The following is a 15,533-nucleotide window of genomic DNA, read 5'->3' as shown; positions in this document are numbered from 1 at the left end:
ATCACACCGCCTTGAGCTTGATCGCGGCGGATTTAACCGCCTCGCGGATACGGGGATAGGTGCCGCAACGACAGAGGTTCCCGCTCATCGCGGCGTCAATCTGGTCATCCGTAGGGGTCGGGTTCAGCTCGAGAAAAGAGGCCGCCTGCATGATCTGCCCCGATTGGCAGTAGCCGCATTGCGCGACCTGCAGGTCGATCCAAGCCTCCTGCACCGCATGGCGCACCGCCGGAGAGCCCAATCCTTCGATGGTGGTAATCTCACCCTCGACATCGCCCGCAGCCAACTGGCACGACCGGACCGCGATCCCGTCCATATGCACGGTGCAGGCCCCGCATTGCGCGATCCCGCAGCCGTATTTCGGGCCGGTGATCCCCAGAACGTCGCGCAAGACCCAGAGCATGGGCATGTCTTCCTCGACGTCCACATCATGGGTCACGCCATTTACTGTAAGTTTCATGCCTTGTCTCCCGACGTTCACTCTATAAATACCAGCGGAATCGGGGTGGTAAACCCAATCTGTCCCGCATCCCTTCGTGCCCTCACGTCAAAACATCGTGTCACGAGGGGTTTCAGAAAACATAAAACGCCGCCCCCGTGAGGACGGCGTTTGTCGCAAGTTTTACGAATTCGCGCTTAGAATTCAACGACGGCGCGAATGGATTCACCCTTGTGCATCAATTCGAACCCTTCGTTGATCTGGTCCAGCGTCAGCTTGTGGGTGATCATCGGGTCGATCTCGATCTTGCCGTTCATGTACCAATCCACGATCTTGGGCACATCGGTGCGGCCCTTGGCCCCGCCGAATGCCGTGCCTTTCCAGACGCGGCCCGTGACCAGCTGGAACGGACGGGTCGAGATTTCGGCCCCCGCCGGTGCAACACCGATAATGATCGACTCCCCCCAGCCCTTATGCGCGGCTTCAAGCGCCTGCCGCATGACCTTGGTATTGCCTGTGGCATCAAAGGTGTAATCCGCGCCGCCTTTGGTCAGCTCGACCAGATGCGCGACCATATCGCCCTCGACCTTGGTGGGGTTCACAAAGTCGGTCATGCCGAAGTAGCGGCCTGTCTCTTCCTTGTCGTCGTTCAGATCGACGCCGACAATCTGGTCGGCCCCCGCCATGCGCAGGCCCTGAATGACGTTCAGCCCGATGCCGCCCAAACCAAAGACCACGCAGCGCGCGCCGATCTCTACCTTGGCGGTGTTGATCACCGCGCCGATGCCCGTAGTCACACCGCAGCCGATATAGCAGATCTTGTCAAAGGGCGCGTCCTTGCGGACCTTGGCAAGGGCGATCTCAGGGATGACCGTGTGATTGGCGAAGGTCGAACAGCCCATGTAGTGGTGGATCGGCGTGCCATCCATCATCGAGAACCGCGTGGTGCCATCGGGCAGCAGCCCTTGGCCTTGGGTCACGCGGATCGCCTGACAGAGGTTGGTTTTACCCGACAGGCAATATTCACACTCGCGGCATTCTGGCGTGTAAAGCGGGATCACGTGATCGCCGACCTCGAGCGTGGTAACGCCCTCGCCGACCTCAAGCACGACGCCTGCGCCCTCGTGGCCCAGAATGGCCGGGAAAATCCCTTCGGGGTCGTCGCCCGAACGGGTGAATTCATCGGTGTGGCACAGGCCGGTGGCCTTGATTTCGATCAGGACTTCACCCCGCTTGGGGCCTTCGAGATTTACGTCCATCACTTCAAGCGGTTGCCCTGCGGCAACGGCGACGGCGGCGCGTGTTTTCATCATAAGAAGCGTCCTTTTGCTGTTTCGGCCAAAAGGACGAAAAAGCGCTGCGATGTCAAGGTCAGGGGGATGCCGGACAGGCATAAGGGGGCGCTGCCCCCGGCACCGCTTTGCGGCCCCTCCCCCGGGATTTTCATCCATTTGGAAGGGCGGATATGCGTTTGCGCGCCGCGTGTTTTTCCTGTCCAATCGGCAGCGCGACAATGAACACCCACCGTGACCGAGGAGAAAAACATGGCCGACCGAACCGAGATCGGTATGACCACCCGCCGTGCCGTTTTGGGCGATGCCCATGTGGACCGCGCTGAAGCCGCCAAGACCGAGTTGGACGCGCCGTTCCAAAGTCTGATCACCGAAGCGGCCTGGGGCACCGTCTGGGCCAGCGACAAGATCAGCCGCCGCGAACGGTCGATGCTGACGCTGGCACTGCTGGCGGCAACCGGCAACTTCGAGGAAATCCCGATGCACATCCGCGCCACCGCCAATACCGGTGCCAGCAAATCCGATGTGATCGAGGCGTTCCAGCATGTTGCCATTTATGCGGGGGTGCCAAAGGCGAACCATGCGCTTAAACTCGCCAAACAGACCTATCAGGAAATGGAAGCCGCCGAATGACCGATCAGAACGGAGCGTTCTTTCACCGTGACCGGAGCTGGCACCCGCCCGCGCTGGCACCGGCCTATAAGACATCGGTGGTGCGGTCGCCGCAAAAGGCGCTGATCTCGATGAATACCACGCTGAGCGAGCAGACCGGCCCGGTCTTTGGCCACAATATGCTGGGGGCGCGGGATAATGACCTGACCCTCAACTACGCCGCCCAAGGCGAGATGGCGATTGGCCAGCGGATCATCGTGCATGGTCGTGTGCTCGACCAGAACGGGCGCGGTGTGCCTGGCGTGTTGCTCGAATTCTGGCAAGCCAATGCGGGCGGGCGCTATCGCCACAAGAAAGAGGGCTATCTGGCCCCGCTCGACCCCAATTTTGGTGGGTGTGGCCGCACGGTGACCGATGAGAACGGCGGCTACAGCCTGCGCACGGTCAAACCGGGTGCCTACCCCTGGCCCAATGGGGTGAATGACTGGCGCCCTGCGCATATCCACTTTTCCGTTTTCGGGCAGGGTTTTGCGCAGCGCTTGATCACGCAGATGTATTTTGAGGGCGATCCGCTAATCTGGAAATGCCCCATCGTGCAGACGATCCCGTCGCGCGCCGCGGTAGAGCAGTTGATCGCGCCGTTGGACATGGACAATACCGTGCCAATGGATGCGCGGGCCTATAAATTCGACATCGTGCTCAGGGGCCGCCGGTCCACCATGTTTGAAAACCGGATGGAGGGGAACTGATGCAAGAGCTGACCCAGTTGAAAGAAAGCCCGTCGCAGACCGCAGGGCCCTATGTGCATATCGGCTGCGTGCCGAATTTTTGCGACATCACCGGCGTCTACCCCGAGGATCTGGGCGCGCGTATGGTCAGTGCCGAGACCAAAGGCGAACGGATCACGGTGAAGGGCACGATCTATGATGGCACCGGCACGCCGCTGAAAGACGCGCTGGTCGAGATCTGGCAGGCCGATGCGGCGGGGCTCTATCCGGGCAATGACCCCCGTGGGGCCGCCGATCCGAACTTTACCGGATGGGGGCGCAAGGCGAGCGATTATGACACCGGCGAATGGCAGTTCGACACCATCCGCCCCGGCGCCGTGCCCTTTCCCGACGGGCGTATGATGGCCCCGCATATCAGCTTGTGGATCGTCGCGCGCGGGATCAATATCGGCTTGAATACACGTATGTATTTCCCCGATGCCGATAACAGCGCCGACCCGTTGCTGACCCGTATCGAACATCAAAACCGCGTTGCGACCCTGATCGCGGAGAAAGAAACCGATGGCGTCTATCGGTTTGATATTTACCTTCAGGGCGAGAAAGAAACAGTGTTCCTAGATGTCTGATCCATGCATTCTTTGCGTTGCCATCACCGGCAGCGTACCGACCAAAGCCGCCAACCCCGCCGTGCCCGTCACGATCACCGAGCAGATTGAAAGCACGCATGAAGCTTTTGAAGCCGGGGCGAGCATCTGCCACGCCCATGTGCGCAATGACGACGAGACACCCTCCTCTGACCCTGAAAAATTCGCGCGGTTGAAAGAGGGGCTGGAGAAACACTGCCCCGGGATGATCATCCAGTTCTCGACCGGCGGGCGGTCAGGTGCGGGCAAGGCGCGCGGCGGCATGCTGTCCCTGCGGCCCGATATGGCCTCGCTGTCGGTGGGGTCGAACAACTTTCCCACACGCGTCTACGAGAACCCGCCGGTTCTGGTGGATTGGCTGGCGTCCGAAATGCGCGCCCATGAGGTTGTGCCCGAGATCGAAGCCTTTGATCTGAGCCACATCCTACAGGCGATCCAGCATCACAAGGACGGCAAGCTGTTCGGGCGGCTTTATGTGCAATTCGTCATGGGGGTGAAAAACGCCATGCCAGCGGATAAAGAGGTTTTTGACTTCTACGTCGCGCAGTTGAAAGCCCGCGCGCCCGAGGCCGCGTGGTGTGCCGCAGGGATCGGGCCGAACCAGATCGTCGTAAACGAATGGGCGATTGCGGCGGGCGGTCACACGCGGGCCGGCCTGGAAGACAATGTGCGTCTGGACCGTAACACGCTCGCCCCATCCAACGCGGCGCTGATCAAACGCGCCGCGGATCTATGCGAGAAATACGAACGCCCCGTGGCGACCTGGCAGCAGGCGCGCGAGATTCTGGGGCTGCGCAGCGCCTAAGGCATCCGCTGTCGCCCCGGGCTTTCGGCGGGCGACAGCACTTTCATCGGCTTTGCTGGATTTGCGACTGTAATTGACTGGCGCTGACGGCGGCGTTGATCCGCACGACGGCGACGCCGAGCCTCAGTTCCGCACCACGGCCTTCGTCGATTGTGATGGTCGGGGCGGCCGGCCAGTCGGATAGGTCGAGCGTATAGTCGTCCTCCCATCCGGTAAGTGTCGTCACGCCGCCATAAGCCACGTGGAAGGTCGCACGCCCTTTGCCGGGTTCAATCGTGTTGTGCCCGCTGCCGATATAGATCTTATCATCCCCGCCTGCGGATTTCACGCGGTTACGGCCGGGGCCAGTGTGGATTTCGGACCCGCCTTCGCCATCGGAAATATCGTCATTGCCCGGCCCGCCGTAGATCTTGCTGCGCCCTGCCCCGCCACGGATCACGTCGTTGCCCGCGCCCCCGTCGAGGATGTCGCGCCCATTGCCGCCGATCAGCGTGTCATTGCCCGCGCCTCCGTAGAACAGGTGCACATCCTTGCCGCGCCCTGATTTGGCGATCAACATATCGTCGCCGGCACCGCCATAGAAGGTCGCGCCCGCGTATTTTGCACCGATCATCACATCGGCCCCGCGGCTTCCTTGGACGTTCACCGCGACCCTTTCGGAGGTTTCGAAGTTCATCGGGGTATCGGGATGCGCCACAACCGCAATGGGCTTGCCCTTCGATGGGTCTTGCTCTTCCCGGGCGACGACAGTGGCGATGCGGATATTCTCGATATAGGCGGGCATGTGCAGCACATAGTCATCTGGCCCCGCCATATACCACAACGTATCATTGCCGCCGTCTTCATCTTCCGAAATCTTTTCGGCATTGGCCCCATAGGCCCAATAATCATTATCCGCCGTGCCCCCCGCCAGCACCACAGAGCCGTCCAGCGCCATCATCGCATTGACCCCGCGCTGCGGGTTCTCGAACCCGCGCAGGTCAAGCCCGAGGTCCAGCGCATTATCCACCATCGTCCGGCGCAACGCGTCGAGAGGGGCCGTTTCCACGATATTCGTCGTCTCGCCGGGGTCGGCGACCAGATCATAGATATGCTCTTCGCCGTTGGGGTAGCGGAAGTAGCGGTATTGGCTCAGATCGGGATCGGCGGCGCGCACGGAGAGCGTGCCGAAAACGCTCGTCACCGGAGATTTGCTGTCGTCATACGATCCGAAACTGTCATCGATCAGCGGCAGCAGACTTTGGCCCGACGTCCAGTCGGGGCGGTATGGCAGCCCCGCCAGGTCCATGATCGTCTTGGGCACATTGTGCAGCGATACGGGCATCTCGACCACGCGGCCCTGCGTCATGCCTGCGTGCCAGATCCCCAGCGGCACATGGGCGGCGCTGTCCCACTGGCTCATCTTGTGGAAACTGTCGTGGGTGCCAAGGTTGAACCCATTGTCTGACAGCAACAGGACGGTGGTATTTTGCGCCAACTCCGAACCGCGCAAGGCGTCCATGAAGCGGCCGATTTCCGCATCCACATGGCTGATGGCCGCGAAATAGGCGCGTACAACCTGTCGCCACGCATGATCGCCCGCCTTCTCCGGGGTCCAGGGACCGTTGGCGATATAGGCGGCCTCGTAGACGGCCATGCCCTCCTGCGGGCCAAAGTAATCTTCCGGCGCGGCTGACTTGGGCCAGACAATCTGGTCGGGATCATACTGCTGATAGAAGCGGTCGGGGCATTGCAGGTTGTAATGCGGGTGCTTGAAGCCCAGCTGGATCAGGTGCCGCCGCGCAGGGTCGGCCCGATCCAGATAGTCGATCGCGTTCTGCGCCACCCTATTGTCGTAGAAGCGGTCATCCTGGCTGCCATCGTCATCGGGATGGTTGACGCCCGCGATCCCCGGCCCCTTGTCGAGGTATTTCTTGACCTTGGATCGCCGCCCCGCATCCTTTGCCTCAGGCTGTTCGTGAAAGAGGATGCGCGCATACTCATGGGGCATGGGTTTGTAGTTGCTGTCGACCTTGCCCGTTGTGAACGTGCGAAACCCGTTGCGGCGCAAATCATATTGCCAGCCCGCCGTTGGCGGCAAGATATCGCGCCAAAACCGGTTGAGATCGACCAGACCCGTGCGAAACGGTGACAAGCCCGTCGCCAGTTCCGCCCGGCACGGCGCACACAGCGGCACGGTGGCATAGGCGTTGGAAAACCGCGTCCCCTCGGACATGAAGCGGTCGATATTGGGCGTGCTGATCTGCAGCCCGAAGGCCGTTCGCCACGTGAAAATATCGATCATGTCATCGATCCAGATGACACAGATATTGCCACCAGCGGTGTCGGTTCTGGTAAAGCTCATGGGCGTTCCCCTGTGTTTCGGGGCGCTTCGGCATAGCGGCAAGTGCGCGCGACCTGTTCAAGGGCGGCGGGCGTGCTGGCAGCATGATCAAGCCAGATCAGCACGTCATGCACCACCGATGTGCCCAGGGTCTTGAGGATCCCCTTGCGGTGGGACCGGCAGCCGATGAACAGATCAGCCACACCGTTCAACGCCGCCGCCAGTTCAGCGCTTGGTCGGGTGCTCTTCTGCGGGATTGGAAACACATCCCCGACCGGTGCGGCGGTCAGGTGCAACTGCCCTTGGTCAAAACCTGCCAGCACCCAATAGTCCTTACCCGGTGCGGGGATAGAGACCTCGACCATACCCGCATCATCCCGCCAGATCAGCCGGCCCTCGCTTTCGCTGAGAAACAGGTAGTTGTCGCTGGCGTCGGGGTTCACCGTCAGGAGGCTACGCGCCTCTGCGTCGGGCGAAGTGACGCGGATGGCAAGGCAGAAGCAGTCCTGCTCGACCAGTGCCGCATCAACGACAAAGCCGCAGTTCACCCCGCGCGTGAATGCCACCCCGCCGCCCTCCAGCAACGTGCCATTGTCGTCATTCGGATCGACAGGGCGCGCGCGCGGGCCAAGTCCGTTCTCGGCGGCCCATTGGGTAATCGCCTTTTGCGCATTGAAGGTCATGGCGGGGGCATGGGCATGGTACCAGACCGCCTGCGCATCATTGGGGTGACAGGCGTCCACGACGCTGGCCTGCGCTGCGTCATCGCGCAACAAGGCACCTTCGGGCAGGTCGATATCGACATAAAGGGGCGTGATATCTTGCATCAGTGCACCGGCAGCGCGGCAGGCAGCGCCCAACGGTGTAACATCTCTCCGGTTCGGCTGGCATAGCAGAACCCGTCGCGCAGCGCCCCTCGATTGGCGGGCATCCCGTCGTCGCTGGGTGCGGCCCCGATGGCGTAACACAGCGTCAGCCCCTCCCCCGTCGGAGGCTTGTCACAGGTGATCAGCAGATCGTTACGGTCTTTGGCATCAACCTGCACGCTGGTAATCTTGGCACCGGCACTGTCCCCTTCAAGGCGGAAACCACAGGCACCACCGGCATTCAGCGGGTCGGCGGCATCCAGCACAAAGGGGCCCATCCCCTCCCCGCGGCAACGGATCACGCTGGGGTTGTCGAGCTCACGCTCTGCCAGCAGAAGAACGGGGCAGTTCCACGGCTGGTCGCTGTTGCGCGCCTCGATCGCGCAGGCTTCCATCTCGGCCATTTGCAGCCGCGCGATATCTGTGGGCCGGCCAAATTCATCCAGCGCGAACATATAGCCCGGTGCCGCGTAGACGTGATCGTGCCCGCCCTTGTTCCATGCCAAATCCCACTGCGCGCGCAGCACGTCCGAGTCCGATACATCCCGCGTCCCTGCATCAAAGACAGCCGTAAACAGCGGCTTGCGCAAGCCGTGGTCGGCGAAGATATCCGTGATACGGCGCATCAGCGCGTGCATGGCGGCGCACCATTCAGGTCCGGTGCTCAGAACATCTTCGAGCGTGAAATCAAGCCCCACAGACAGGACCTTGGCCGGTTTACCCAATGCGCGCGCGGCGGCACAAAGGTTGGCGACAGTCTGATGAAAGCTGGTAAGGGCGGCCCCGTCGATCAACGCGGTGATGCTGGCGCTGCTATCGGTTTCGGTGCGCGCATAAAGCAGTGGCAAGGCCCGGTGCTCCGCGTGCCTGCGACGCAGAATTTCGTCGGCGATCAGGCTGTCGCGGGTCTGTTCGGTCAGGCGCTGCATCAGGTCAGTGGGTGCCAGCGTTTCTGTCCCCGCAGCCCCAGCGGGCCCCAGGTCATCACCGGTGGTCACCACGTGGTAGGGGAAGGACAGTGTTTCATCCGCAGTCACCGCCCGCCGCGTGCCCCCGATGGCCAGAACACCAAAGACCGCACCCGACGTGTCGGCGATAATGTCAGGCGCGCTGGCGTCCGGGGCAGCGGTGATTTTGCGGCGGAATTGCCGCGTGCCTTGGGCACCGGGCAGGTTCGCGTCAAACACGTACCATTCCCCCTGCTCTCGAAGGTTCCACGCATCGACATCGCCCAACACAGCCGCATCGACGGGCAGCACCTGCCCCCCAGCGGGCAGGCGGCGGTGGATATCCGCGATGACACTGTCCGAGAGGTTCAGGCGCAGGCCCGTTTCGTCAAAGCCGATCACGTCGCCGTTCTTTGCCCGAAGAAGGACACCGCGTTTACTGGGGGCGTGGTCTGGCATTTGATACGTTCCTATTGGCGGGTCGGGCGCCGTTTCGCGCCCCCTTCAGCATCGTTTATGTCACCATCCCCGAGGCGGCAAAAGCACCGTAGCCGCCATCCCCTTCGGGAAAGCCGTCTCAGGTCGCATGGGCAGTCTGCTTTGGCTCGATGATAACAAACTCGGGCATGCTTTGGTCCTGGTCGGGCGAAAGGCTCGGGTCTTTGACCTTGCTCCGTTGTGCATGGAACGCGGCCACGGCAGGCCCGAACAACACGACACGCGTCACAGGGCCAAGCGTCACCCGGCTAAGCAATCCGCCGCCCAGTTCCTCGTAGCTGATGCGCAGAACATCCGGCTGATGGTCCGCGATCATCTGGTTCACCCGCGCAAGGGTTTCGGCATCGTTGTCGCAGATCACCGGCGCGTTGATCATGGACAAACGGTCGCCCATTTCAAGCGCGTTATGGTCCAGCACGTCGCGCATGATCGCCAAGCGCGAGCTGTTATCCTCTTGCGCCAAAACCGTCGCACCTGACACCGTTTGCGCGGCATGAATCGACAGAAAACCGATCCCCGCGCCAAGGTCGAGCACCTTTTGGCCATCCTCGACCATGCGCCCGGTCATGCGCGCCATGCGTCTTTGGTATTTGCCGCGCATCACAAGCTCGAGCGTGCTTTGCGCAAAGATACGTACATCCGCAGGCAGGGCGATATCGTGGTTGGGCACCCAGTCCACCGCCGTTTGAACTGATACGTCAATGTCGCCCGGAACGAACCCGTCGCCGCCCTCTGCGACATCCGCGAATGCGGCTTCCGGCACGCTACGGCGTTCCTCGGCGGGGCGGTCGGCGACGTTTTTCTCGACCTGAGACATCAGCTTGGCGATCTCTTCGGGGTCGCGGGCCTTGGGCGGCTTGGCCACGATCTGCGTGATCGGCACCTCGGATGCCTCAAGCAGCGATTGCTTCAGCTCTGCATAGGCGTCGGTCGCGCGGTATTCTTCAAGCCGTGCCTCGACCTTTTCGATAGCGGCATAATGGAGACGCGACAGAACCGGATCAGTCAGCAGCTCCTCCATGATCTGCTTGCGCCGTTCAGTATAGCGCAGGATCTTGTCGTCGTAGACCTCGTTGCGGTCCTGCAGCGACCAGTAGTCGGCGTTATACTTGTCTTTCTTGTTGTTCACATTGCCGCGAAACTTGCGGATCGCATAGCTGTCGACCGATTTGACCGCATAGTGGTTCATCTGCGCCCATTGATAGCCCACGGTGCGCCGGATCGACCGCCAGCCGCGGAACTTGAAGTAATCCTCCATCGGCTGGCCGGATCCGTTGAGCCATTTCACAGTGTCGGGAAAGCCGGTCTCCAGATGCTTGTTCTTGATCGACGGGCGATGGATGCCGATTTTCCATTTGTCAGGGTCAAACTTGAACAGCGTCTTGACGCCCCAGCCCTTGTTCCACGTCGGCGGGGCCGCATAGAGGTATTGTTCGGTCACCGGATCGCGCGACCAATCGACCACATTGCCAGAGCCGAAGATGCGCCAGGTGATCACGATGCCGTTGGCATCCCCCGCCGCGTCCAGCATCGGGTCCAGCGTGCCGTCGCCATAGTTGATGCAGAGGAATTCATCGGCATCGAACATCAAGATCCAGTCGGCCTCGGCGACTTTGGGTTCGGCCTGCGCGTATTTCATCGCAGATGGCTGCGGCTTCACCCCTTCGGGGATATCGTTGCGCCGGTGGTAGCCCAGACCCAGCTCTTCAAGCCGGATCAGCATGTCATCGGTGCCATCGGAACAATCGTTTGTGTAAACGAGTATCTTGGTGAACCCCACGGCAAGGTGATGGGCGTACCACTCCAGCAGGAATGGTGCCTCGTCCTTCATCATAGAGATGGCCAGCAGCTTGCCGTGCCGGCTGGTGTGCGGTTTCAGATTGATGGCAAAGGCCCTTCGTAACGCGGCTTAGCGCAGCGCTTTGGACGGGTCGATCCCGATCTTTTCGCACATCCGCGCGGCATAGGAACCGGGCAGAGGTTCGTTCTTTTCCCACCACGGTTTCGTGCCATTGGTATAAAGGTGCACAGACAGGGTTTTGCCGGTGAAATGCCCTTCGACGCGGCCATGCGGGTCATAGAAGATGTCGTTCAACTGGAACGGCACCGGATACAGCACCTCGCGTTCGCTGGCTTTTTCATACTGGCCGGTCTGCTTGGCGAAATAGGTAAACGCCTGTGGGCCAAAGGCCGTACGCTCGGCATTATAGATGCGGTGCGCGTGGGTCAGTTTGGGGTCTTGGCGGTCGTATTTTTTGCGCTGGTTCTTGTTCCACCATGCGGGATAGTCCGGCAGGTTATCGTAGTAATCCAGCAGTTGATCCATCAACTCGCATTCCTGCGGCAACCCCACGACACCACAGTTGAGAGCGCCAGACATGCCGTGGCGGCCAAAGATATATTCCTGATCCTCGGGGAAAGGCTGGTGGCAGAAAGCGTCGCAGTCGATCCAGATCGCGCCGGTCTTCTGGATCATCTTGTAGCGGAACACATTCGACAGAAACGAGGCGCTGGTCGCGGCGACCAGCTCGCGGTCAATGTCCATGATCTCGGACGCGGGGCGCACCTCGACCCCTTCGGGGGCGTTGTCGACTTTATCGGCGCAATACAGGATCGTTTTATGACCTGCAACGACATGGGACTTGAGGCAAAGCTGGTTCAGATAATGAAGCTTTTCGCCAATCCAAAGGGAGGCGACAGGGCGACGGGTGTTCATGATATATGGGGCCTCTCTGGTGGCGCGAAACGCGGGGCTGAAATGCACCGTGGTGGTTTCAAATACATTGGCAGAACGATAGCTTAGCCGACCCCGGCTTGTAAACAATCCTAAGCCGACGCGGCATCGCCTGTGGCAACGATTGACTTGCCCTGACCCGCATGAGAGTCATTTACCCAACCTTTGATATCCTGACCCAAGGGACTGCCCGCCCGTGACACGTATCCTTGCCGTAACCTGCATGCGTAACGAAGGGCCCTATTGCCTAGAATGGATCGCGCATCACCGCGCGGCGGGGGTGACGGATTTTCTGATCTTTACCCATGATTGCACCGATGGCACGCCGGCCCTGCTGGACCTGCTGGATGATGTGACCCATGTGCCCTTTACCCCCGAGGGCGACACATCGGTGCAATGGCAGGCCATGCGTCTGGCCGATCGCCATGATCTGATGAAACAGGCCGATTGGGCGCTGTTTTTCGACGCGGATGAGTTTCTAACCCTCGCAGCACCGATGCGCGGGCTGCCCGATCTGATCGCCTCTGTCCCCGCGGATACCGACGCGATTGCCCTGCCGTGGCGGTTTTTCGGCGCGGACGGGCAAGAGGCGTTGCAAGATATGCTCACCCCGCTGCGGTTTCGCCATGCGGCCCCTGATCCGTTCTTTCTGCCTGCGGGAAGCTTCTTCAAGACCCTGCACCGGCCCGCTGCCTTTCAGAAGCTCGGCGTGCATCGGCCCAAGAAAAAGCGCGGTGTCAGCCCGCTGTGGAATCTCGGGGGTGTTCAGGCCGCCCCCGGGGGCTTTGCCGAAAATGACAACCGGATCAACCTGTTCGGCGTGATGCAGAGCCAAGCGCGCGCGCGGCTGAACCACTATTCCCTGCGCTCGGCGGGCGAGTTTATGGTCAAGCGCGGGCGCGGCCTGCCCAACCGGACGACAAAGCGGCTGGATCTGCATTACTGGGCGGAGCGTAATTTCAACACCGTCGCTGACACGATGATCGACCCGATGCTGGACGCCACAATGGCAGAGGTCACCCGCCTGCACGCCCTGCCCGGTGTGGCCAATGCGCACGCGCGGGCGGTGCAGTGGCACCATGACAGCTTTGCCGCATTGATGACCGATCCGGCAGAAGTGCAATTCTACTGGCATCTGCTGTTGCTGGGCAGCAGCACCCCGCCCACGGCAGAGCAGGCACAGGCCCATCTGCTGCGCCACGCGGGCAGCTAAGCCCTGTTTCATCTGACACCACGACACAAAAAAGGGCGCGACCGGATACCGGCCGCGCCCCTGGCACTCGTTACCTACCCTTAGGCGAGGTCAAAACGGTCGAGGTTCATCACCTTGGTCCAGGCGGCGATGAAATCGGTCACGAATTTGTCTTTCGCGACATCACCTGCATAGACCTCTGCAATCGCGCGCAGCTGCGAGTTCGACCCGAAAAGCAGATCAACAGCGGTCCCGGTGTGCTTCAGCTCACCCGTGGCGCGGTCGCGGCCTTCATAGATGTCGTCCGTCGCGGTCTCTTCCGCCTTCGACCACACGGTGCCCATATCCAGCAGCGTGGTGAAGAAGTCGTTGTTCAGCGTGCCGGGCGCATCGGTGAACACGCCGTGTTTGGCGCGGCCCACGTTCACGTCCAGTGCACGCATCCCCCCGACCAGAACCGTCATCTCTGGCGCGGTGAGCGTCAGAAGCTGGGCGCGGTCGACCAGCAGCTCTGCCGTGGTGACCGAATAGCGGGTCTTGGCAAAGTTGCGGAAACCGTCGGTGACGGGTTCAAGATAGGCAACCGAGTCAACCTCGGTCTGTTCAAGCGAGGCATCGCCGCGGCCCGGTGCGAAGGGCACGGTCACGTCATGGCCCGCGTCCTTGGCGGCTTTCTCGATACCGGCGGCACCGGCCAGCACGATCAGGTCAGCGACAGAGATTTCTTTGTCCCCCGACTGCGCGTTGTTGAAGTCTGCGCGGATCGTTTCCAGCACGCCAAGCACTTTGGCCAACTGATCGGGTTCGTTCACTGGCCAGTCTTTCTGCGGTGCCAGACGGATGCGCGCGCCATTTGCACCGCCGCGCTTGTCGGACCCGCGGAAGGTCGCGGCAGAGCCCCAAGCAGTGGCCACCAGTTCCTGAACGCTCAGCCCCGACTCCAGCACTTTGGCTTTCAGCGATGCCACATCTGCGTCATCGACCAGCGTATGCGTCACGGCGGGGATCGGGTCCTGCCAGATCAGCTCTTCGCTGGGAACGTCCTTGCCCAGATAGCGGGCAATCGGTCCCATGTCGCGGTGGGTCAGCTTGAACCAGGCACGGGCAAATGCGTCTGCAAATTCCTCGGGATTCTCGTGAAAGCGCTTCGAGATTTTGAAATATTCGGGGTCTTCGCGCAGCGCGAGGTCAGAGGTGAACATGATAGGCGCGTGACGCTTGGACGGGTCATGCGCATCCGGCACGGTGCCTGCGGCGTCGCCGTTCTTTGGGGTCCACTGCACGGCACCGGCAGGGCTTTTGGTCATTTCCCACTCGAGCCCCAGCAGGTTGTCGAAATAGGTCATGTCCCAGCTTGTCGGAGTTTGCGACCATGCGCCTTCAAGCCCGCTGGTCAGGGCGTGGATGCCGTGGCCTGTCTCGTGCTTGTTGGTCCAGCCAAAGCCCTGTGCTTCCAGTGGCGAGGCTTCGGGATCGGGGCCGGCATTCTCGCCACCCACGGCACCATGCGCCTTACCAAAGGTGTGACCACCCGCAATCAGTGCGACCGTTTCATAGTCGTTCATTGCCATCCGGCCAAAGGTGTCGCGGATGTCATTGGCAGAGCCTTGGAGATCGGGTTTGCCGTCCGGCCCTTCGGGGTTCACATAGATCAGGCCCATCTGCACAGCGGCCAGCGGGTCTTCCAACGCGCGCTCTTCGCTGTAGCGTTTGTTGCCCAGCCATTCGTCTTCGGGACCCCAATAGACATCCTCTTCGGGTTCCCAACGGTCCACGCGGCCACCGGCGAAGCCGAATGTTTTCAGTCCCATCGATTCCAGCGCGATATTCCCGCACAGGATGATCAGGTCACCCCAAGAAATCTGGTTGCCGTATTTCTGCTTGATCGGCCACAGCAAGCGGCGCGCCTTGTCGAGGTTGGCGTTATCCGGCCAGCTGTTGAGCGGCGCGAAACGCTGCGTGCCCGTGCTGGACCCGCCACGGCCATCCGCCGTCCGGTAGGTGCCTGCCGCGTGCCATGCCATACGGATGAAGAACGGGCCATAGTGACCATAGTCCGCGGGCCACCAGTCTTGCGAATCCGTCATCAGCGCATGCAGGTCAGCCTTGACCGCGTCAACGTCGAGCTTCTTGAACTCTTCGGCATAGTCAAAGTCTGGCCCAAGCGGGTTCGAATCGATGGTGTTCTGGTGCAGCAGCTTGAGGTTCAGCTGGTTCGGCCACCATTCGTTCAACGACCGCGCACCGCGCTTTGAGTTGCGGCCGTGGCTGCCGACGACCGGGCATTTGCTGATGTTTTCGACGTCATTTCCGTCCATGGTGGTCTCCGATGTTATCTGTCTGGTGCGCGGCTTTGCACCGCGTCACGGGGGATGGATGTCGGGGGCGCGATACGGTCTGCCCCGTCTTTCTGGAATTGTTCTAACAGCAGTTATTGATTAGTTTAAGTTGGC

The 15,533-nt window shown here is 61.1% G+C and carries 13 protein-coding genes; 5 read left to right on the top strand and 8 right to left on the bottom strand.

What is annotated here, in order from left to right:
- Window position 1 precedes the first annotated feature (1 nt).
- Both ACTRWK_RS09005 and ACTRWK_RS09000 read right to left on the bottom strand, forming a co-directional pair.
- Window positions 2-460, bottom strand: coding sequence for a (2Fe-2S)-binding protein (locus ACTRWK_RS09005; RefSeq protein ID WP_005852225.1), 459 nt, complete (start codon window positions 458-460; stop codon window positions 2-4).
- Window positions 461-636: 176 nt separating this feature from the next.
- A complete protein-coding gene (locus ACTRWK_RS09000; RefSeq protein WP_005852224.1) occupies window positions 637-1,749 on the bottom strand; it encodes an S-(hydroxymethyl)glutathione dehydrogenase/class III alcohol dehydrogenase in 1,113 nt (370 codons plus the stop codon).
- Between the two features lie 234 nt (window positions 1,750-1,983).
- On the opposite strand from ACTRWK_RS09000, the gene pcaC reads away from it, so the two are divergent.
- Genes pcaC through ACTRWK_RS08980 form a run of 4 tightly spaced genes read left to right on the top strand, consistent with a single transcriptional unit; the run spans window position 1,984 to window position 4,520 of the window.
- Complete coding sequence (gene pcaC / locus ACTRWK_RS08995) at window positions 1,984-2,364, top strand: 4-carboxymuconolactone decarboxylase (RefSeq protein WP_037963220.1); 381 nt, start codon at window positions 1,984-1,986, stop codon at window positions 2,362-2,364.
- A complete protein-coding gene (pcaH, locus tag ACTRWK_RS08990; protein WP_289081942.1) occupies window positions 2,361-3,092 on the top strand; it encodes a protocatechuate 3,4-dioxygenase subunit beta in 732 nt (243 codons plus the stop codon). The genes pcaC and pcaH overlap by 4 nt, the downstream gene beginning before the upstream one ends.
- Window positions 3,092-3,697 carry a protocatechuate 3,4-dioxygenase subunit alpha gene (gene pcaG / locus ACTRWK_RS08985; RefSeq protein ID WP_289081943.1) on the top strand — a complete coding sequence of 202 codons (606 nt, stop codon included), beginning with the start codon at window positions 3,092-3,094 and terminating at the stop codon, window positions 3,695-3,697. Before pcaH ends, pcaG begins: the two co-directional genes overlap by 1 nt.
- Window positions 3,690-4,520 (top strand): 3-oxoadipate:acetyl-CoA acetyltransferase, encoded by an 831-nt coding sequence (locus tag ACTRWK_RS08980; protein ID WP_289081944.1) that lies wholly within the window; start codon window positions 3,690-3,692, stop codon window positions 4,518-4,520. Before pcaG ends, ACTRWK_RS08980 begins: the two co-directional genes overlap by 8 nt.
- A 43-nt stretch (window positions 4,521-4,563) precedes the next feature.
- On the opposite strand, the gene ACTRWK_RS08975 is transcribed toward ACTRWK_RS08980, so the two are convergent.
- From ACTRWK_RS08975 to ACTRWK_RS08955, 5 genes are all read right to left on the bottom strand, one after another.
- Complete coding sequence (locus tag ACTRWK_RS08975) at window positions 4,564-6,864, bottom strand: sulfatase-like hydrolase/transferase (protein ID WP_289081945.1); 2,301 nt, start codon at window positions 6,862-6,864, stop codon at window positions 4,564-4,566.
- Entirely contained in the window at window positions 6,861-7,670 is an 810-nt protein-coding gene (locus ACTRWK_RS08970; RefSeq protein WP_235183762.1) for a hypothetical protein, read from the bottom strand. Before ACTRWK_RS08970 ends, ACTRWK_RS08975 begins: the two co-directional genes overlap by 4 nt.
- Window positions 7,670-9,115, bottom strand: coding sequence for a hypothetical protein (locus ACTRWK_RS08965; protein ID WP_340270474.1), 1,446 nt, complete (start codon window positions 9,113-9,115; stop codon window positions 7,670-7,672). Before ACTRWK_RS08965 ends, ACTRWK_RS08970 begins: the two co-directional genes overlap by 1 nt.
- A 118-nt stretch (window positions 9,116-9,233) precedes the next feature.
- Entirely contained in the window at window positions 9,234-10,988 is a 1,755-nt protein-coding gene (locus ACTRWK_RS08960) for a glycosyltransferase family 2 protein (protein WP_289081947.1), read from the bottom strand.
- A 75-nt stretch (window positions 10,989-11,063) separates the two neighbouring features.
- A complete protein-coding gene (locus ACTRWK_RS08955; protein ID WP_289081948.1) occupies window positions 11,064-11,870 on the bottom strand; it encodes a glycosyltransferase family 32 protein in 807 nt (268 codons plus the stop codon).
- A 214-nt stretch (window positions 11,871-12,084) separates the two neighbouring features.
- Here ACTRWK_RS08955 and ACTRWK_RS08950 point away from each other — a divergent pair, with 214 nt between their 5' ends.
- Window positions 12,085-13,101: a glycosyltransferase family 2 protein gene (locus tag ACTRWK_RS08950; protein WP_289081949.1), complete on the top strand. Its 1,017-nt coding sequence runs from the start codon at window positions 12,085-12,087 to the stop codon at window positions 13,099-13,101.
- Between the two features lie 80 nt (window positions 13,102-13,181).
- Here the strand turns inward: ACTRWK_RS08950 and katG are convergent, their stop codons facing one another.
- Window positions 13,182-15,398 (bottom strand): catalase/peroxidase HPI, encoded by a 2,217-nt coding sequence (gene katG / locus ACTRWK_RS08945; RefSeq protein WP_289081950.1) that lies wholly within the window; start codon window positions 15,396-15,398, stop codon window positions 13,182-13,184.
- Window positions 15,399-15,533 lie beyond the last annotated feature (135 nt).

It is taken from the genome of Sulfitobacter sp. G5_S2_6_S6, assembly GCF_054968505.1.
This window is presented reverse-complemented; position numbering and strand designations above follow the sequence as displayed.

Bases quoted from the DNA above. Each gene is read 5' to 3' on its own strand.
- ACTRWK_RS09005 (WP_005852225.1), bottom strand. From the start codon at position 460: ATGAAACTTACAGTAAATGGCGTGACCCATGATGTGGACGTCGAGGAA.
- ACTRWK_RS09000 (WP_005852224.1), bottom strand. From the start codon at position 1,749: ATGAAAACACGCGCCGCCGTCGCCGTTGCCGCAGGGCAACCGCTTGAA.
- pcaC (WP_037963220.1), top strand. From the start codon at position 1,984: ATGGCCGACCGAACCGAGATCGGTATGACCACCCGCCGTGCCGTTTTG.
- pcaH (WP_289081942.1), top strand. From the start codon at position 2,361: ATGACCGATCAGAACGGAGCGTTCTTTCACCGTGACCGGAGCTGGCAC.
- pcaG (WP_289081943.1), top strand. From the start codon at position 3,092: ATGCAAGAGCTGACCCAGTTGAAAGAAAGCCCGTCGCAGACCGCAGGG.
- ACTRWK_RS08980 (WP_289081944.1), top strand. From the start codon at position 3,690: ATGTCTGATCCATGCATTCTTTGCGTTGCCATCACCGGCAGCGTACCG.
- ACTRWK_RS08975 (WP_289081945.1), bottom strand. From the start codon at position 6,864: ATGAGCTTTACCAGAACCGACACCGCTGGTGGCAATATCTGTGTCATC.
- ACTRWK_RS08970 (WP_235183762.1), bottom strand. From the start codon at position 7,670: ATGCAAGATATCACGCCCCTTTATGTCGATATCGACCTGCCCGAAGGT.
- ACTRWK_RS08965 (WP_340270474.1), bottom strand. From the start codon at position 9,115: ATGCCAGACCACGCCCCCAGTAAACGCGGTGTCCTTCTTCGGGCAAAG.
- ACTRWK_RS08960 (WP_289081947.1), bottom strand. From the start codon at position 10,988: ATGATGAAGGACGAGGCACCATTCCTGCTGGAGTGGTACGCCCATCAC.
- ACTRWK_RS08955 (WP_289081948.1), bottom strand. From the start codon at position 11,870: ATGAACACCCGTCGCCCTGTCGCCTCCCTTTGGATTGGCGAAAAGCTT.
- katG (WP_289081950.1), bottom strand. From the start codon at position 15,398: ATGGACGGAAATGACGTCGAAAACATCAGCAAATGCCCGGTCGTCGGC.